Here is an 18,373-nt window from a genome sequence, read left to right as displayed (position 1 = left end):
GCAAACACCACTGTATTCAGCATTTTATTGTAATACAGAAATAAGGAGTTATATGAAATAACCAGATTTCAAACTTAAAAGAGCGGTGATGTTGTTTGTCTTCTTTAGAATGTAAGGTCGAAGAGGTATTCAAAATTACTGGTAGAGGTTACGTTCTCACACTTATTCTCAATGATTCTGATGTCTCTTTAAAGATCGGAGATACTTTAAGATATCAATCAAATGAAAAAACGAAAATTGCTATTAAAGGCATCGAAATTCTTAATTATGGAAGCAACATAAAGAACATTAGAAAAGATATTATAGGAATACTTGTTGACCTTTCCGAAGAGCAAGCGCTTAACACAAAAGGAAAGATATTAATAAAGCATATTTAAGAACGAATATAATTGTGAAAGATGTTCGAGAAGTTGGTTACTTCATATAACACCATATTCACGCATCGGGCGTTCGCCCTCGGTCCCAGAAGCGGCTTCAAAGAAGCGGTTGCTGTTGACACACTCGACTTCGTCGAGCGTCGTGAATATACGAAACGTTAGCTGAAATTGACCGAAAGGTAGGAGAAACAAATTAAAAATCCCCAACCAATATTAAGTTTGATAGGAATACTTCTTTGTATGATAACTGTTGGAGTGCACCTGTCCTATAGATTTATAAAAATAACAGATTTAGGAGTGGGGATGCTTTTATCTCTTGCTAATGCCTTACTATTAGTCTTTACTTTGTTGTGGGGTCTAATGGGAATACTTGAATTCAGAATGCTATTAAAAGCCTATAAGAATGCAAAAAACAAGCTATATTGTGAAGGATTAAACACAGATGATTTTATAACTGATATAAGGAAATATAAATATAAGTTCGCAATAAATATAAGTTATTTGATCATTATATTGTGCCAATCAGTTTATGTGATTTACAACTGGGATTAGATAAATATATAAAACAAGTATTTTTTGAAAGTGGATTCAAGAAGTTGTCAACTACAGCTAACACCATATTCGCGCTTCGGGCCATTCGGCCCTCGGTCCGGACAGATGATATTGGCAGAGACGCTGAATCAGCCGGACACATCCGACTTCGTCGGACGTCGTGAATATACGAAACGTTATGAGAAATCGGGGTAACACTATAAAGATCAAAAAAAGAAAACAATAAGAGCAGGTGACAACAAATCAAAATACTATTTATTTGTAGCCGAAATAAATGGCGTAGTTTAACTGCAGAAAAGATCTTTGAAATTTATGACGAATATGATGTCCGATCTGCTGGAACAGAAGAAAATGCAAGAATAAAAGTGAACGAAGGATTAATTGGCTGGGCAGAAATTATATTTGTAATGGAGAAAAAACATGTTAGAAGACTCAAAGATAAATTTTTAAATAAATTAATGAATAAACAATTAGTATGTCTGGATATACCTGATGACTACAAATTTATGGATGAAGAGTTAATAGAAATATTGAAATCAAGAGTATCTGAATATATTGAAGTGCCTGATTGAAAGATTGATAAAGAATAATAAGATATATAGGGATTTTATAAGTAACCTCTGGAAGCCCCCAACATCTCATAACATCGTATTCACGCTGCGTCGCTATCGCTCCTTGGTCCGGCGGAAGTAGGAAGAAGGGTATTCAAAGTAGCTGTATCAGTAGCAGGGAAGCATAGTCAACCGGACAACCTTGCACAGCCTAACCGCGTCGCGTCCGTTCCCTGGTCTCTTAAGGCAGTGAAGATTCGTAAATACACAAACGTTATATGAAATAACCAGATTTCAAACCTAAAAGAGCGGTGATGTTGTTTGTCTTCTTTAGAATGTAAGGTCGAAGAGGTATTCAAAATTACTGGTAGAGGTTACGTTCTCACACTTATTCTCAATGATTCTGATGTCTCTTTAAAGATCGGAGATACTTTAAGATATCAATCAAATGAAAAAACGAAAATTGCTATTAAAGGCATCGAAATTCTTAATTATGGAAGCAACATAAAGAACATTAGAAAAGATATTATAGGAATACTTGTTGACCTTTCCGAAGAGCAAGCGCTAAACACAAAAGGAAAGATATTAATAAAGCATATTTAAGAACGAATACAATTGTGAAAGATGTTCGAGAAGTTGGTTACTTCATATAACACCATATTCACGCATCGGGCGTTCGCCCTCGGTCCCAGAAGCGGCTTCAAGGCAGTGGTTGCTGTGGACACACCCGGCATTCGCCGGGCGTCCTGAATATACGAAACGTTATATGTAACCGGCAAAAAAATATGAAAATTAAAGAAGGAGTGCTTGAAACATAATAATAGTATGGATCATCCTTAGTGGGATTTTTCTGTTATCTTTATGGAGTGTTGTAGAAGGATTCAAGAATAGGGAAAGATTCAAATTAGCAGCTAGAATAAAGTACTATTTTACAGGCTTTTTCTTGTCACTAATTTTGATTATGTACCTGTACTTTAATATGAGAGAAAGAAATATAGGACTGTTGGTTTCTGTACTAGTATTGTTCACTTTACTTATGGGGAACTTATTTTATTATTCAAGAGCAGAAGGAATTAGAAATATATTAGAAATGAAGTTTAGAATATTGAAATATATGTTGTTTTCACTTTTCTTTTTAATAGTAGCTTTAATCATAACTGAAATTTAAAAGATATTTAGAAATTCGCTTGTAAGTTTTTCGAGGAAGTCGCCGGCAACATATAACACCATATTCACGCATCGGGCTGACGCCCTCGGTCCGGCAGGAGATATTGGCAGGGAAGTTGAATCAGCCGGACACATCCGACTTCGTCGGACGTTGCGAATATACGAAACGTTAGCTGAAACCCTCTTAAAAAAAAGGAATTGGAAGGTGGAATATGATTTTAATAATATTAATTCTTATTCCCACATTATTAATTACATTAAAAACAATAGAAAAATTCGAAAGATTCAATAACTTAATTTCAAAAATTCTTACAATATTATTTAGAGTTTTAACTCCCATAATCATAGTATATGGTTTGTATAACTTAATTACTAATTGGAAAGATTATGACCAAAAAAATATTAAGGAATCTATCATTATTGTTTTTTTAGCGTCAATTCTCGCAGTATTGTTTGAAAGACTAATTAAAAGAATTGAATCAAAAAAAGACTCTAAAACAAAGAACGATAAATGAAAGAAGTATAATAATTAATTAATATTTGAAAGGATATTCAATGATGAGAGGGCATCAGCTAACACCATATTCACGCATCGGGCTTTCGCCCTTGGTCCCAGAAGCGGCTTCAAGGAAGGCGTTGCTGTGGACACACCTGACTTCGTCAGGCGTCGTGAACACAAGAAATGTTATGTGAAACCTGTGCAGATATTTAAAGGAGATCAATTTAATGAATCGATTAGCTACGTTATCAAGGCCAATTAAGAGGATATACAGATTAGTTCTTTCACAATTTAAAACAAAGTGGACGCTTAACGATTACCCCATTGAGTATAGGCAGCAAGAAATGCTAGATCTTTCTGATACGAATCTAACTATGTTTCCTTGGGAAGCTAGGATCATTAATTGGTATTGGATGAATGGTGATGGACATTCAAAAAAAGAGGCGTATATAAAACTTAAAGAGAAATTTGATGTTTATAAATCAGAAGGTCATGAACTACCAAGACCAGGAACAAAAGTGAAAATTAAGTTTGCAAGTGTTGCCAGAATAGACAACTTTGATATAGAGGCGGTTCAATTCTTTAAAGATATCTTTGAGATGGATTACAATGGAGTGTTTATCTCCGATGAATCATCGATGTATGATTTTTGCTGGACTGATGATTCAATATTGGAAAAACAAGAAAGAATAAAAGAGATTTATAATATTGATATTAAAGAAATTGAAGGATTGAAAATTGTGGGAATTTTGGAGCGAATCAGGGAAGGCACAGGCATCACATAACACCATATTCCCGCATCGGGCATTCGCCCTCGGTCCCAGAAGCGGCTTCAAGGCAGTGGTTGCTGTGGACGCACCCGGCATTCGCCGGGCGTCGTGAATATACGAAACGTTATGTGAAATACCTGAAATCCATATAAATTACTTTACAAAGAGGTTAGTAATATGAAAACCATTCAAATCATTAAAAGTGATGAGGGCCTGATAACATTAACACTTTACTGTGAAATGAGTAATACAGAAAAGAAGAACTTCTATGAGACAATTGATGCTGCAGGAATAGAAATCAAAAGTGGTAATTATTCAGTTTCAGGTGTTCTTTGGATTTCAATTGAAGATATTAGATTGTTCTATATAGAATTAATAGAGGCACATAAAAGATGTAAGGGAGTAGCTAAATTAAATAATTATGAAGGAACATTAGAATTGAATATTGAGTATAAAACCAGAGGATATATAGAAGTAAAGGGAACTTTTAGAGAGAGACATGATAAGGACAATGAATTAACTTTTAATATTGAATCAGATCAAACCTATTTGAATGAACTTGTAAAAGAATTAAATAAGATTTTTGATTGATATTCCAAGAAGTCAGGTACTTCACATAACACCATATTCCCGCATCGGGCATTCGCCCTCGGTCCGGACAGATGGAATTAGCAGGGAAGTTGAATCAGCCAGACACACTCGACTTCGTCGAGCGTCGTGAACATACAAAACGTTAAGCGAAATTACCAAAAATCAATTCATTAACCCGGAGGAATAAAATGGAGAAGCGATATCAAGTATTCATAAGTTCTACTTACCAAGATCTAATAGAGGAAAGGCAAGAAGTCATGCAAGCGCTACTAGAATTGGACTGTATCCCCTCAGGGATGGAGCTTTTCCCAGCAGCTAATGATGATCAGTGGAGTCTAATTAAAAAGGTAATTGAAGATAGCGATTATTACATGGTTATTATCGGAGGGCGATATGGATCAATTGGTCCCGAAGGGATAAGTTATACAGAAATGGAGTATCACTATGCTGTTAGTTGCGGAAAACCAGTTATTGCTTTCTTACATAAAAGTCCTGGTGAATTACCAGCCAATAGAACGGAAAGAACTCAAGAGAATATTGTCAAACTGGAGCAATTTAGAATGTTGGCCGAAAAGAAGCTTGTGAAGTAGTGGAATTCACCTTCCGACCTTGGCTCTATGGTATCTAGGAGCTTGATCAGACTAATCAAAACTTCACCGGCAGTCGGTTGGGTTAGAGCGGATCAAGTTCCAGACGAAAGCTCGACAAAAGAACTACTGAAGTTGCGTAGGCACATAGAAGAGCTTGAGAATCAGTTAGCAGAATATAAATCAAAAGTTACAATTGGTTCTGAAGAGTTGGCTCAAGGTGAAGATAATGTAAAAATTAATTATTACTACATTTCGAGAGATTCAAAAACATATAAACGTGTTAAATGAGCATCTTATTTACAAACCAATTGGAATGTTATTTTCTTCCGATTGGCACCGTTTATGATTGACGAGGCAAATGAAGTACGTTTAGAATCCGCAATAAATGATTTCATTGTGGAACTTGAAAAGAATGAGATAATGAATGGCGAAAAAATGAAAGGTAAAACTATTGAAAAAATATGGGTGGACGAGTCTGATTTTCAGACCATAATTATTCAATTTAGAGCTCTTGCCTTAATAATTAAAAATAATCGTCAGCGAAGCCTAAGAGATACAGGTACTTATTGGTCGCTAACTCCGTATGGCGATGAAATAATCACCAAACTGAGGGCAATAAAAAGAGGCAAAAGTGATTTGAAAGAGTAGACAAAGAAGTTGGTAACTTCGCTTAACACCGCATTCACGCATCGGGCATTCGCCCTCGGTCCACGTGGAGTATTTTCAAAGATGTGGATTCAGCGGACAACCCTGCACTGGCTAAGTCTCCGACTCGGCGGACCGATCGCTGCGCAGATCGGCCGGCAGCTTAAGCCAGTGAGGGTTCGTGAATACAAGAACGTTATGCGAAATGATTGTAATACTTAATTAAGTGGGTGAATTCAAAGATGTCAATACAAGAGTATATTGACGAGTGTTTGTCCGACATTCAATTTGAGCCTCCTCTTTTTTATAACTCTAAGTTTGGTATTCATTTCGAATTAGGATTACCGTATAGTTGGATAGATGATGAGACATATTTTAAGATAGTTAAAGAACGGGCTCAATCTTTATTTAGTGCAATTTTCAAAGAGAGTAGTTCAATGTATGTATTATATGTTTCATTTGAAACCCTTGAACCCCTCGATGCATACATAGAGGGTGAAGTGGATTTTTCCACTACATTTTTTTATGAAAGTACTAAAAGCGATGTAGAGGAATTCAAAGTAGAAGAAGTATATGATGAAGAGACCAATGAATTATTTGGTTACACAAAGAGTTATGGAGTTCTATGTACATTAGAAGACATAGATTATAAATCTATATTGGGTGTACTAGGTGGATTCTCTAACGAAGATGGCATGTTTATAAGTGGTCGTGTCTACTTTATCGAGCCCAAAAGCAATATTGTTTATCATATTTATGATAATCGCGGTCTCGACGTAGTATCGCCAAATAAAGAATCGATTTTTTACTTATACCGTGAATTCAATCAATGGATACTAAATTATGATAAAGAACAAATTGATAAGACTTTTAGTGGCATGTCATAGATGACAATCACTTCGCATAACACCATATTCACTCTTCGGGGCGTTCGCCCCTCGGTCCGGCAGAAGTAATTGGCAGGGAAGCTGGGGCAGCCGGACACACTCGACTTCGTCGAGCGTCGTGAATATACGAAACGTTATAGGAAATCAGCGCTTAAAGTGAAATTACAAACATTTTATCATTTATTAGAGACAATAAACTCGAATCGACGGTGATTATTTTGTTTGACTATTTGAGTATATATTCAGATGAGGTGTACAAGAGTTCTATAAAAGCAATTGATTTTGAACGATTTGTAATAGAGACTTTGAAGTTTGGGCAGTCAAAACGAAGTTGAGATTTTATAAAGAAATTTGTGGAGAGTTGATTAGACTTACGGGAATTCAAGCGAACTCCGATGGAAATTACGCTTTTGATACTCTTGATGGAGTAGAGAATATTAATTTAATAGAAATAGATGTGCCAAGTCGACTTGACTTTGAAACCGAAAATGAAATTGTAAAAATAGCTAACATAATTGCTAAAGAATATTCCTGGATAATTGATTTACGTGAAGAGTAATCATTTAGGGGTTAAATCGAAGAAGGCGCTGACATCCTATAACACCATATTCGCGCATCGGGCTACGCCCTCGGTCCCAGTAGCGACTTCGGAGAAGTGTTTGCTGTGGACACACCCGGCATTCGCCGGGCGTCGTGAATATACGAAAAGTTATACGACATACCTGAAGGGCGTTAAATGATGAAAGAAGAAAATCAAATGAGTTGTAGTTTTTTACTTAGTTCAGCTATTAATTATCATTTGCTGCTCTTTTTCTAAAAATCAAAAAAAGATTAAAACTAATGGAAACATGAAACAAGGAACGTTACGAATTTAGTGCCATCTATATGAAGAATCAAATATGAAAGACTAAATTGAATTTGAAAGGAGTGTTTAATATCGAATTCGTAATTATTTTTTACTTATAATAATCGCATTACTGCTTTTTGAAATTAATAGTAAACTACCGAAAAAGGATTATGTAAAAGAAGCGATGTTGAGAGATGAACAAAGAAAAAACGAAAAAGACATTTAGCGAAGTCATGAAGCCCAGGTACATCGTATAACACCATATTCACTCATCGGGCTGTCGCCCTTGGTCCCAGAAGCGGCTTCAAGGAAGTGGTTGCTGAGGACACACCCGGCATTCGCCGGGCGTCGTGAATATACGAAACGTTATCGGAAACCCCCTAAATCAAATTTGGAGAACTTTATGAAGATAATCTATAAGATCTATTATGAGGAAGAGTTGAAGGCAGCAAATCTACTTCAATTAGAACAAGAGCATAATCAAATTTATGGTGAGTTTAATATTGTTTTTGGAAGTCAATATTACCTTCCGTATCCAACAGAAGAGACAATAGGGAAGCATCCAGAGATCTTTTCAGAACTATTACTTACACATTTCGATCAAATGAATTTAGTCTGTATGTCTTTAGGTGAACAAGTTACAAATTATGTGGCTATTCGGTACATTGAAAGTCCCTGGGTATGGCTTGAATACAAAAGAGTAAATGATAGAATATTTGTTTCAGAGATTTTTCATGAAGATGGTGGCCCCAATAGTTATGTTTCATTTGAAGAAGAATATTTTCAAAGATCTAAAAAAGAAAAAATTGCATGTATTCCATTGAATGAATTATTAGTTGAGGTCACTCGAAAAACTAACAGCTTTATTGAAGAACTCCAAAAGATAAATCCATTATTATCTGAAAGTAAAGCAATTAAATCATTTTTGAGTAACACAAGAAGAGGGGACATCCGATAACACCATATTCATGCATCGGACATTCGCCCTTGGTCCCAGTAGCTACTTCAGGAAGCTATTGCTGTGGACACATCCGACTACGTCGGACGTCGTGAATATACGAAATGTTATCCGAAACTGCTGAAAACACTAAACAAATTTAAAGACCTACAAGATATAAAATCTTATTTCATTGGAGGTTTTAAAAATTAATATTAATAATGATTTTACAGAAATAATGAATCACACTCATTTATGGAATTGGCATCCTGATTGGGATGTAGTTCAAAAGATATATAATGCATTTCCTGAGTCTTATTCTGTATTAACACCTTTTGCATTTTCGTATTTAGAAGAACTTATTCGATCAACAACATCTGAATATGGCATTCAAATTTACGATGATTTTGGTAACCCCAAAAAACGTAAAGTAGGCATGGCTTTAATAAGGCTTGCTATTGATGAGAACAAAGATCGAAATTCGGAACTTGTCTCATTGTTAGAAAAAATGAAGACCTATTATCAACACTCACAGCCGATAGATAAGGGTGATAATCGTAACAGTGTTGCTCATGGAATTATGCATTCAAGATTTTGGGAAAAAACTTCCTTTGAGAGCTTGATTCATGACATTTCCTTGATTTCAAAACATGCTGGATTTTAGACGAATTTTAGTTCGATAATTTTGATAACATAATGGATTGATTATTATAAAGAACAGCGAAAAATAAAGTGAAAGAAATATCGAAGAAGACAGCATCATCTGATAACACCGTATTCACGCTTCGAGTCATTCGGTCTTCGGTCCGGCAGAAGTTTGAAGTGGAATCGAAGAGGCAATTCAATAGCGGGGAAGCATATTCAGCTCGACACACCCGCACCAGCTAACCGCATCGGGGCCGGTCCCATTGAGACCTTAAGGTGGGGGCGTTGTGAATACAAGAACGTTATCCGAATCTGTGGATCTTAAAGAAGTGAACTAAGTTTGCCTTTAGTGAACGGAGCGTATGCACATAATATGCAAGCTTGTCATACATACAAGAGTATTGTCGAAGCATATTCGAATCCGAAGCGAGCCCGGCAGTTCAAGAGAAATTTAAGAGCTGAATGAGATTTTTGAATGTATTTCAGGAAGCCATGGCAGCATCGGATAACACCACATTCACGCATCGGGCATTCGCCCTCGGTCCGAGAAGTGACTTCAGGGAAGTGGATGCTGTGGACACACCCGGCATTCGCCGGGCGTCGTGAATATACGAAACGTTATGTGAAATTACTGTATTAAATAAAATATAGAGCTAAGGAGCAATACATGAAGAAAAAAGCGATCATAACATTATTAATAATACTTGTTCTCTTATCAACTATATATTTTCTCCTATGCCTAAAGGAAAAGAAAAATGTAGAAAATACTTTAAATGGTTTCTATAAGGATTTCATTAATAAAGAGTATGCAAATCTCTATAAGTACTTTGATATAAAATTTAGGACAGATTTAAATCTTAATGAAAAACATGGATATATTGTACAACCTTTAATAGATGACCGACATTGGTATGGTGATATTAAAGGCATTCAATACAAACCAATACTTTGGCTTGGAAAAAATAAACGATATGTTTTTGTGGAAGTTGAATATGGATATGAAAGTGCTATGACTGAGACGGATAAGATTAGACTTGAGAAATTAAATAACGAATGGGTAATTACTAAATATAATTCGGGATCACCAGTTAATTTACCATGATAGTAGAACAAACATTTTTGTATGTTGTTCATAAGAAGACAGTAACATCACATAACACCATATTCACGCATCGGGCATTCGCCCTCGGTCCCAGAAGCAGATTCGGAGAAGTAGTTGCTGTGGACACACTCGATTTCATCGAGCGTCGTGAATATACGAAACGTTATCTGAAAGATCCGAAGAGTTAGCGTTCGAAATCTATTAACTGACACGGAGTTGATTTAATTGAAAGAATCAGTTAAATACAAAATTTACACGATGTGTATGATTCAAGACAGAGGAAGAGTTCTTCTTATTAACAGACCTGAAAAGCTTGGGTTTCCAGGATATCTTGCACCTGGTGGGAAAGTGGATTTTCCTGAAAGTATAGTCGATGCAGCTATAAGAGAAGTACGAGAAGAAACAGGACTGACTGTTAAAGATATTATTTATAAAGGACTAGATGAATTTTGTGAACCGAGTGATGGCTTGAGATATATGGTTTTTAATTATTTGGCAACATCTTTTGAAGGAGAATTACTAGAAAACCCACCAGAAGGAGAACTTCTTTGGGTAGATATTGATAAGGCCATGGAACTTCCTATGCGGGATTGGTTTAAGAGAAGATTTCCCCTATTTTTTAGAGAAGGAACATTTGAATTAAGTTTTATTTGGGATAGAAATAATAACGAAACACTTAAGGAAACTATAAAGCATTATGGTGCAGGTAAAGTCGAAGAAGTCGGATCCATCAGATAACACCATATTCACACATCGGGCTACGCCCTCGGTCCCAGAAGCAGCTTCGGAGATGTAATTGCTGTGGACACACCCGGCATTCGCCGGTCGTCGTGAATATACGAAACGTTAGACGAAATTAACGGGTTTAAGATTCAAGAAATATAGAACAATTGTTCTTCATCTTATTGGTAGATGATGGTACAATAGGAAAGACAATTGAATCTTGGGTGGGCATGGTTTCCCTTCGAAAGGAGGTGAGGCCATGGAGGTTAAGGATGCAATGACGATCATGTTTTTATTCGGATCGTTTATTCTGGCACTTTTAACATACATCAACTCTAACAACAAGAGAAAGTAAAAACCCACCCAAAGGTTAGAGCCAGAGGTGGGTTTTTAGTCCTTTTGAACTCAGAAGGGATAACCATCCAAGCCAATTGTTAAGCCGAGTGTTAGCCGCACTCGGCTTCTTTACAAAGTATGATAACACAATTGGAAAAAGAAGTGAACTAGAAAAGCGATTAAGAAAATTAAAAATCATAGTAATGGCGATAAAAAAACTGGAATAACAAATCGTATTTAAAGGCGTAATAAAAGCATATTGAAGGGCGATCAAATCGTTTGTAAGTAGCGCAAAGAAGCGTTAACCTCGTCTAACACCATATTCACGCTTCGGGCTACGCCCTCGGTCCGGACAGATGAATTTGGCAGTGAAGTTGAATCAACCGGACACATCCGACTACGTCGGACGTCGTGAATATACGAAACGTTATGTGAAATACCTGAAATCCATATAAATTACTTTACAAAGAGGTTAGTAATATGAAAACCATTCAAATCATTAAAAGTGATGAGGGCCTGATAACATTAACACTTTATTCTGAAATGAGTAATACAGAAAAGAAGAACTTCTATGAGACAATTGATGCTGCAGGAATTGAAATCAAAAGTGGTAATTATTCAGTTTCAGGTGTTCTTTGGATTTCAATTGAAGATATTAGATTGTTCTATATAGAATTAATAGAGGCACATAAAAGATGTAAGGGATTAGCTAAATTAAATAATTATGAAGGAACATTAGAATTGAATATTGAGTATAAAACCAGAGGATATATAGAAGTAAAGGGAACTTTTAGAGAGAGACATGATAAGGACAATGAATTAACTTTTAATATTAAATCAGATCAAACCTATTTGAATGAACTTGTAAAAGAATTAAATAAGATTTTTGATTGATATTCCAGGAAGTCAGGTACTTCACATAACGTTTCGTATATTCACGACGCCCGGCGAATGCCGGGTGTGTCCACAGCAACCACTGCATTGAAGCCGCTTCTGGGACCGAGGGCGAATGCCCGATGCGGGAATATGGTGTTATGTGATGCCTGTGCCTTCCCTGATTCGCTCCAAAATTCCCACATTTTTCAATCCTTCAATTTCTTTAATATCAATATTATAAATCTCTTTTATTCTTTCTTGTTTATCCAATATTGAATCATCAGTCCAGCAAAAATCATACATCGATGATTCATCAGAGATAAACATTCCATTGTAATCCATCTCAAAGATATCTTTAAAGAATTGAACCGCCTCTATATCAAAGTTGTCTATTCTGGCAACACTTGCAAACTTAATTTTCACTTTTGTTCCTGGTCTTGGTAGTTCATGACCTTCTGATTTATAAACATCAAATTTCTCTTTATGTTTTATATACGCCTCTTTTTTTGAATGTCCATCACCATTCATCCAATACCAATTAATGATCCTAGCTTCCCAAGGAAACATAGTTAGATTCGTATCAGAAAGATCTAGCATTTCTTGCTGCCTATACTCAATGGGGTAATCGTTAAGCGTCCACTTTGTTTTAAATTGTGAAAGAACTAATCTGTATATCCTCTTAATTGGCCTTGATAACGTAGCTAATCGATTCATTAAATTGATCTCCTTTAAATATCTGCACAGGTTTCACATAACACCATATTCACGCATCGGGCATTCGCCCTCGGTCCGGACAGATGGAATTAGCAGGGCAGTTGAATCAGCCAGACACACTCGACTTCGTCGAGCGTCGTGAACATACGAAACGTTATCTGAAAGATCCGCAATAAAAGAATGAAAAACAGGAGGAAATTAATCATGAGCTTTGTTGCATTCCCATTATTTCTACTCATCTTGTATTTAATTTTGATTGGGCTGGGGATCTTTTGTCTGATCCTTTTTATCAAACTAGCTCTACGTGGAATAAAAGCTCTTGATATTTACATTGATGAGAAATCAAATAAATATTAAAGTGCTCGATATTATAAACTATATTCAAAAAACTTGGCAATAAAGAATAAATATAATAAATGAATATGAAAGAATATAAAAACTTAAAAGAATATTAAATGCCTATAAGAGATGTATTGTAAGTGTATCAAGAAGGCGTATCCATCAGATAACATCATATTCACGCATCGGGCTTCGCCCTCGGTCCCAGAAGTGGCTTCGGAGAAGTAGCTGCTGTGGACACACTCGACTTCGTCGAGCGTCGTGAATATACGAAACGTTATCAGAAATCATATTATAAAGGACCAGTGAACATGAAACCTATTGATTATATTAGTTTAGCATCAAGTTTAGCTGCACTATTTTCCTCATTAATCGCTTTACTAACATTATTCGAAATGCGCGCTCAAAGACGAAACTCATTAAGACCAGAGATTGTAATTAAGAGATCATATATATATTTATTTTGGGAGGAAGAAGGCAAGGGGGACCTACCTATTAACTGGTATAACAATAATGATAGTGCTAGATCAAAAAATTCAACACAAAAATATACATTACGAATTATTAATATTGGTTTACAAACAGCAAAAGATCTTACTGTTGAGTGGCAATATGATATCAACAAGTTTATTGATCTTATACATAAATATAATGATGATAACCTATATAGGATAGAAGTTAGTGATAGTAAATGGCTTAATATAAAATCAAAAAATGGTGATCAAGGAATAAATTTAAAAAATGATCTTTCTGAATACTTGGGTTTTATGGGAACAGGAAAGAATGATGACGAATGTCTCTATTTAGATGTTCCAATAAGTCTCCAAACTTTAATATCAGTATTATTAAGCCTTTGTGATAGTTCAAATGGTAAGGTCTTGGAGTATCAACCTGAGATCTCATTGATATTACAGTATAAAGATATATCTGGAAAGGAATATTCCAAAACTATTAAATTGTTGTTTTCTGTTAGTGCATTTCATATTAAATACAAACCTGCAGAGTATGCTGGGAGTGCATTGCTAAAAGAAATTGACATATGAATAATGGTTTAGGTTAGACAAAGTAGACATATGACTTCTGATAACACTATATTCGCGCATCGGGCTTACGCCCACGGTCCCAGAAGAGGTTTCAGGGTAGTAGTTGCTGTGGACACACACGGCATTCGCCGGGCGTCGTGAATATACGAAACGTTATCCGAAACTTCCTAGTTCAAGACAAGAACGGTTTTAAAGATCAGAGATCAAGAGTGAATATTGCAAGATCGAAGTTCAAGTGTTTACAGGAGAAAGATGAAGGTCAAGTACAAATTGGATAAAGGTCAAGACAAGTGCGAAACGGTTTAAGAGCAAGTTCAAGAACAATTTATTTAAGAGCAAGATCAAGAGCGGTATAGGTTAAGATCAAGTTCAAAGGCGATATGGTTTAAGTTCAAGATCAATAAGAATTGACAATACTATTTTGAGGGTAACACGAAGATGCCGGAAGCATCGGATAACACCGTATTCACGCATCGGGGCATTCGCCCCTCAGTCCGGTTAGAGGTAATTGGCAGGGAAGTAGAATCAGCCGGACAACCTTGCACAGGCTAAGTCTTCGACCCGCACTAGCCATGCAAACAACCTAACATAAAGAATTGAATCCTTTGAGAGCTCTATATATCAGTGAAATAATGAATAATTTTACAGTCATAATTCGGCCTTTATATCAAAAAGGAGAAGGCCTCCTGAAATCGTGACATAGTTACCTTTTACTGGTAACTATGTAATCTGGCTTATCGAACGATGACTTTCCGTTGTACCGGCATATCGTAGGGGTCCGGCGAGCGTTGTCGCCCTTTGGAAGTACGCGACGGTTTTCTCGCCAATGCCTTCTGCATCGCCGACCATGGTTGATAGGCATAGATGCGTATCAATTTAAGTATTTCCCATGTCGATTTAGACGTTGCCGTTTGAAGGAGTACGAATGTACAGAGTGCAAAGGATATGAGCACCAGGTACAACTGATTCCAGATGCCTTGTGGAGAGTAGCTAAACACTTTCACCAACCGCAAATGCTGTTTGATCCATTTGAAAAACAGTTCAATGAGCCAGCGGTACTTGTACATTTGAGCAATATCTGCTGCAGCAACGTCAAAGCAATTCGTGATCAGGTAATACTCCTTCCCGTCATCGTCCCGAAAGATGAGAAGTCGCAATCGACGACTGCTTTTGTTGAGGATGACCTTTCGATCCGAAACGATGAAGCCTCGATCAGCCTTTGGAACCCGGAAGTCTCTTGTCACTTCGAACTGCGTATTCTCGCGAATCCGTGTGATGAAGTTCATGTTGTGCTGGTCCCAATGTTCGAAATGCTCGTGCTTTTGAAACCCGCGATCCATGACATGAATGGCCTCAGGGTCGGTCACAAGTTCAAGCGACAATTCCGTCTCGTTCACATCAATGGTGCTAGCGATGATGCGATCGGGATAGACTAGCTTTTCAGGATCCGCGACCACGACGCGCGTATGCATTTTAACTCCGTGCTTGCTTTTGGAACAAGTGGCCCAACTGGCCCGTTGCAAGGGGAACGTGAGCTCCGTGGCGTCCAGAAGGCGCAACTTTTTCCCGCCAGGCAATTGAGTTAGTCGATCGGGATGGAGTTGCTGAATCGCAAGAACCAATCTCACAAACAAAGCTTGAAGTGTATCGGTGCATAGCGCGGCCGTTTTCCGAGACAACCTGACGGACTAACGGAGGTTAGACCGGTCATCGCTTGCAAGGGCTCATGGGCTTGCAGCTGCTCGGTGATCATGTCATACGACGTGGCGCCGAGCAGTTGCCCAGCCACATGCAGTTGAATGGCGTTGCCAGTGAATAGCTTTTTCGCCCTATGATCACCCAACAATGATCGGAAATTTTGGAGTTCTAGTTGATTTAGGCATTGACAAACGGTCGATAAATTCGGTACGTTATCCATGGGTGTTCTCCTTATGTGAGAGTGGTGGATAACGTGTACCACACTCTTACATTAGGAGAATTTTTTATGTTTTGGAAGACAAATTTTGAATAGGTCTCGATTGTTTTCCTACTTTATTGTGAACATTCATGTTAGGTTTGACGCATCGCTAGTGTTCGACCCGGCCATCTGATCGCTTCGCTTGATCAGATTCGCTGCTTAAGCCAGTGAAGGTTCGTGAATACACGAAACGTTATAGGAAATCAGCGTTAAACTTTTAAACCATATTTTTAAGGGCGTGTTATGCATGACATACTTGGATTATTTAAAATGTGGTGATCATCAATATGAAATCGAAAAGATATTAGAGAAATATAAATCTCAGCCTGTAGGGTACGGCTATATTGATCTTATTACGCATTTTGATCAAATTGAAAACTTGATAAATGAACTTACAAGTATTGGTGTTGCAATTAATGGAGTTACTTGGTGGTGTCATACAAATGAAGATAATAAGAAGCTTTATAATTGTCCTCATGGACTCGGGGGACCATCCAGTATCTTCTTTAACGGTTGGTTTAGTGAAATGGGACCCGATTATGAAAGTTTTGATCCAACACAAGAAGTTTACGATCAATTTGAAGCGGAAATGGTAACTCAAGGAGAAATTAATATTCTGAATGAAAGTGTAAGGAGATATATTAAAGATTTTAAGAAGAATGACTTATTTGAAGATTGTTTTTATCCAGCGATATGGTTACATGTACCGAGGGAATGGCGAAGACTAAATTATTTAATTTAAGAACATTTGATAGTGATTTCTAAGAAGTCGCTGACATCCTATAACACCATATTCACGCATCGGGCAATCGCCCTCGATCCGGCAGAAGAAATTGGTAGGGAAGCTGATGCAGCCGGACACATTCGACTTTGTCGAGCGTCGTGAATATACGAAACGTTATACGACATACCTGAAGGGCGTTAAATGATGAAAGAAGAAAACCAAATGAGTTTGTAGTTTTTTACTTAGTTCAGCTATTAATTATCATTTGCTTCTCTTTTTCTAAAAATCAAAAATAGATTAAAACTAATGGAAACAAGAAACAAGGAACGTTACGACTTTAGTGCCATATATATGAAGAATCAAATATGAAAGACTAAATTGAATATGAAAGGAGTGTTTAATATCGAATTCGTAATTATTTTTTTACTTATAATAATCGCATTACTGCTTTTTGAAATTAATAGTAAACTACCGAAAAAGGATTATGTAAAAGAAGCGATGTTGAGAGATGAACAAAGAAAAAACGAAAAAGACATTTAGCGAAGTCATTGAGCCTAGGTACATCGTATATCACCATATTCACGCATCGGGCTGACGCCCTCGGTCCGGCAGGAGATATTGGCAGGGGAGTTGAAGCAGCCGGACACATGCGACATTCGTCGAGCGTCGTGAATATACGAAACGTTATGTGAAACCACCGAATACTAAAGACTTTGAAATGCAAAATTTTTGTCGGAGGTGAATCGTCTGGACATTAAACAGATCATTTCCATAACAGATGCGGGACTGAATTATCAAGATAATGAAGGACAAACTCATTTTATTGATTTTCATAAATACAGAATAAACTTTTCTAAATTTATGATGAAAGAAAATGACCTTACAGAAGAAGATAGAATAGATTTAGAACAAAGAACTAATTGTATTGCATTACGGGATGCTTTTACTAAACCGATGTATATTGAATTTTTTTCAGAACCACCAATTAGGATTGAATTTAAGAAAAAGCTATTTAAAGATCCATACAAAGAATTCAGAAAATTAGTTGATATAATTAATGAACATGGCTGGAAGACATTTGATATGGGATAAAACATGATTGGTTAATTCGGAGAAGCGGAGGCATCACATAACACCATATTCACGCATCGAGCCATTCGGCCTTCGGTCTGGCAGATGATATTGGCAGGGAAGTGGGGTCAGCCAGACACATCCGACTTCGCCTGACGTCGTGAATATACGAAACGTTAGCTGAAATCAATGTAATTCAGAGATCAAAACATAAGAGGTAGAAGCTATGATGATTAACTTAAATCAGATAAGTTCAAATAGAAGTAAAGTCATTGAAGTTGAAGAAAATGAATTTTTAACTCTAAGTACTCTTCTACAACAATGACTTCAAATGGTGAACTTTTGTATAGTACGCATTTTCAACTACTAAATGAAATTAAGAATTTCATTCCATTTAAATGGCTTTGGAGTGAAAAAGTAACTGAAGCAT

At 36.8% G+C, this 18,373-nt stretch carries 21 protein-coding genes; 19 read left to right on the top strand and 2 right to left on the bottom strand.

Annotated elements, in window-relative coordinates; all coding sequences use genetic code 11:
* Positions 1-95 precede the first annotated feature (95 nt).
* The 16 genes from KJW29_RS10285 (at position 96) to KJW29_RS10215 (ending at position 12,113) form a co-directional block, all read left to right on the top strand.
* Complete coding sequence (locus KJW29_RS10285) at positions 96-377, top strand: hypothetical protein (protein ID WP_214628993.1); 282 nt, start codon at positions 96-98, stop codon at positions 375-377.
* 794 nt (positions 378-1,171) lie between these two features.
* Entirely contained in the window at positions 1,172-1,501 is a 330-nt protein-coding gene (locus tag KJW29_RS10280) for a low molecular weight protein tyrosine phosphatase family protein (protein ID WP_214631078.1), read from the top strand.
* A 300-nt stretch (positions 1,502-1,801) separates the two neighbouring features.
* A complete protein-coding gene (locus tag KJW29_RS10275) occupies positions 1,802-2,083 on the top strand; it encodes a hypothetical protein (protein ID WP_214628993.1) in 282 nt (93 codons plus the stop codon).
* 1,290 nt (positions 2,084-3,373) lie between these two features.
* Complete coding sequence (locus tag KJW29_RS10270) at positions 3,374-3,931, top strand: hypothetical protein (RefSeq protein ID WP_214629730.1); 558 nt, start codon at positions 3,374-3,376, stop codon at positions 3,929-3,931.
* A gap of 162 nt (positions 3,932-4,093) precedes the next feature.
* Positions 4,094-4,507, top strand: coding sequence for a WapI family immunity protein (locus tag KJW29_RS10265; RefSeq protein ID WP_214629729.1), 414 nt, complete (start codon positions 4,094-4,096; stop codon positions 4,505-4,507).
* A gap of 188 nt (positions 4,508-4,695) precedes the next feature.
* Complete coding sequence (locus tag KJW29_RS10260; protein WP_214629728.1) at positions 4,696-5,097, top strand: DUF4062 domain-containing protein; 402 nt, start codon at positions 4,696-4,698, stop codon at positions 5,095-5,097.
* Between the two features lie 42 nt (positions 5,098-5,139).
* On the top strand, positions 5,140-5,385 hold the full coding sequence (locus tag KJW29_RS10255) for a hypothetical protein (RefSeq protein ID WP_214629727.1): 246 nt from the start codon (positions 5,140-5,142) through the stop codon (positions 5,383-5,385).
* A gap of 54 nt (positions 5,386-5,439) precedes the next feature.
* The gene (locus KJW29_RS10250; protein WP_214629726.1) at positions 5,440-5,745 is read left to right on the top strand and encodes a hypothetical protein; all 306 of its coding nucleotides are present in this window, start codon (positions 5,440-5,442) and stop codon (positions 5,743-5,745) included.
* A 239-nt stretch (positions 5,746-5,984) separates the two neighbouring features.
* The gene (locus tag KJW29_RS10245) at positions 5,985-6,629 is read left to right on the top strand and encodes a DUF3885 domain-containing protein (protein WP_214629725.1); all 645 of its coding nucleotides are present in this window, start codon (positions 5,985-5,987) and stop codon (positions 6,627-6,629) included.
* 331 nt (positions 6,630-6,960) lie between these two features.
* Complete coding sequence (locus KJW29_RS10240) at positions 6,961-7,188, top strand: hypothetical protein (protein WP_214629724.1); 228 nt, start codon at positions 6,961-6,963, stop codon at positions 7,186-7,188.
* A gap of 691 nt (positions 7,189-7,879) precedes the next feature.
* The gene (locus KJW29_RS10235) at positions 7,880-8,434 is read left to right on the top strand and encodes a hypothetical protein (protein ID WP_214629723.1); all 555 of its coding nucleotides are present in this window, start codon (positions 7,880-7,882) and stop codon (positions 8,432-8,434) included.
* 172 nt (positions 8,435-8,606) lie between these two features.
* Complete coding sequence (locus tag KJW29_RS10230) at positions 8,607-9,077, top strand: hypothetical protein (protein ID WP_214629722.1); 471 nt, start codon at positions 8,607-8,609, stop codon at positions 9,075-9,077.
* Between the two features lie 648 nt (positions 9,078-9,725).
* Positions 9,726-10,160 carry a hypothetical protein gene (locus tag KJW29_RS10225; protein WP_214629721.1) on the top strand — a complete coding sequence of 145 codons (435 nt, stop codon included), beginning with the start codon at positions 9,726-9,728 and terminating at the stop codon, positions 10,158-10,160.
* A 258-nt stretch (positions 10,161-10,418) separates the two neighbouring features.
* Positions 10,419-10,898, top strand: a complete 480-nt coding sequence (locus KJW29_RS10220) for an 8-oxo-dGTP diphosphatase (RefSeq protein WP_214631077.1) — start codon at positions 10,419-10,421, stop codon at positions 10,896-10,898.
* A 244-nt stretch (positions 10,899-11,142) separates the two neighbouring features.
* Positions 11,143-11,238, top strand: coding sequence for a competence inhibitor ComI (gene comI, locus KJW29_RS36080; protein WP_246608680.1), 96 nt, complete (start codon positions 11,143-11,145; stop codon positions 11,236-11,238).
* A gap of 461 nt (positions 11,239-11,699) precedes the next feature.
* Positions 11,700-12,113 carry a WapI family immunity protein gene (locus tag KJW29_RS10215; RefSeq protein ID WP_214629720.1) on the top strand — a complete coding sequence of 138 codons (414 nt, stop codon included), beginning with the start codon at positions 11,700-11,702 and terminating at the stop codon, positions 12,111-12,113.
* A 138-nt stretch (positions 12,114-12,251) separates the two neighbouring features.
* Here KJW29_RS10215 and KJW29_RS10210 read toward each other — a convergent pair whose 3' ends face one another.
* Positions 12,252-12,809, bottom strand: a complete 558-nt coding sequence (locus KJW29_RS10210; RefSeq protein WP_214629719.1) for a hypothetical protein — start codon at positions 12,807-12,809, stop codon at positions 12,252-12,254.
* A 650-nt stretch (positions 12,810-13,459) separates the two neighbouring features.
* On the opposite strand from KJW29_RS10210, the gene KJW29_RS10205 reads away from it, so the two are divergent.
* Entirely contained in the window at positions 13,460-14,191 is a 732-nt protein-coding gene (locus KJW29_RS10205; protein ID WP_214629718.1) for a COG1361 family protein, read from the top strand.
* 734 nt (positions 14,192-14,925) lie between these two features.
* On the opposite strand, the gene KJW29_RS10200 is transcribed toward KJW29_RS10205, so the two are convergent.
* Positions 14,926-15,870, bottom strand: coding sequence for an IS4 family transposase (locus tag KJW29_RS10200; protein WP_214629717.1), 945 nt, complete (start codon positions 15,868-15,870; stop codon positions 14,926-14,928).
* A 525-nt stretch (positions 15,871-16,395) separates the two neighbouring features.
* On the opposite strand from KJW29_RS10200, the gene KJW29_RS10195 reads away from it, so the two are divergent.
* Both KJW29_RS10195 and KJW29_RS10190 read left to right on the top strand, forming a co-directional pair.
* Positions 16,396-16,890, top strand: coding sequence for a hypothetical protein (locus KJW29_RS10195; RefSeq protein WP_214629716.1), 495 nt, complete (start codon positions 16,396-16,398; stop codon positions 16,888-16,890).
* A 720-nt stretch (positions 16,891-17,610) separates the two neighbouring features.
* Positions 17,611-17,964, top strand: coding sequence for a hypothetical protein (locus tag KJW29_RS10190; protein ID WP_214629715.1), 354 nt, complete (start codon positions 17,611-17,613; stop codon positions 17,962-17,964).
* The last annotated feature ends 409 nt before the right edge of the window (positions 17,965-18,373 follow it).

The sequence above is a fragment of the Paenibacillus agaridevorans genome (assembly GCF_018604145.1).
Classification (GTDB): domain Bacteria; phylum Bacillota; class Bacilli; order Paenibacillales; family Paenibacillaceae; genus Pristimantibacillus; species Pristimantibacillus agaridevorans.
This window is presented reverse-complemented; position numbering and strand designations above follow the sequence as displayed.

Excerpts from the sequence above, each read along its gene's own strand:
- KJW29_RS10270 (WP_214629730.1), top strand. The coding sequence starts at position 3,374 with ATGAATCGATTAGCTACGTTATCAAGGCCAATTAAGAGGATATACAGA.
- KJW29_RS10265 (WP_214629729.1), top strand. The coding sequence starts at position 4,094 with ATGAAAACCATTCAAATCATTAAAAGTGATGAGGGCCTGATAACATTA.
- KJW29_RS10260 (WP_214629728.1), top strand. The coding sequence starts at position 4,696 with ATGGAGAAGCGATATCAAGTATTCATAAGTTCTACTTACCAAGATCTA.
- KJW29_RS10250 (WP_214629726.1), top strand. The coding sequence starts at position 5,440 with ATGATTGACGAGGCAAATGAAGTACGTTTAGAATCCGCAATAAATGAT.
- KJW29_RS10245 (WP_214629725.1), top strand. The coding sequence starts at position 5,985 with ATGTCAATACAAGAGTATATTGACGAGTGTTTGTCCGACATTCAATTT.
- KJW29_RS10235 (WP_214629723.1), top strand. The coding sequence starts at position 7,880 with ATGAAGATAATCTATAAGATCTATTATGAGGAAGAGTTGAAGGCAGCA.
- KJW29_RS10225 (WP_214629721.1), top strand. The coding sequence starts at position 9,726 with ATGAAGAAAAAAGCGATCATAACATTATTAATAATACTTGTTCTCTTA.
- KJW29_RS10220 (WP_214631077.1), top strand. The coding sequence starts at position 10,419 with ATGTGTATGATTCAAGACAGAGGAAGAGTTCTTCTTATTAACAGACCT.
- comI (WP_246608680.1), top strand. The coding sequence starts at position 11,143 with ATGGAGGTTAAGGATGCAATGACGATCATGTTTTTATTCGGATCGTTT.
- KJW29_RS10215 (WP_214629720.1), top strand. The coding sequence starts at position 11,700 with ATGAAAACCATTCAAATCATTAAAAGTGATGAGGGCCTGATAACATTA.
- KJW29_RS10210 (WP_214629719.1), bottom strand. The coding sequence starts at position 12,809 with ATGAATCGATTAGCTACGTTATCAAGGCCAATTAAGAGGATATACAGA.
- KJW29_RS10205 (WP_214629718.1), top strand. The coding sequence starts at position 13,460 with ATGAAACCTATTGATTATATTAGTTTAGCATCAAGTTTAGCTGCACTA.
- KJW29_RS10195 (WP_214629716.1), top strand. The coding sequence starts at position 16,396 with ATGACATACTTGGATTATTTAAAATGTGGTGATCATCAATATGAAATC.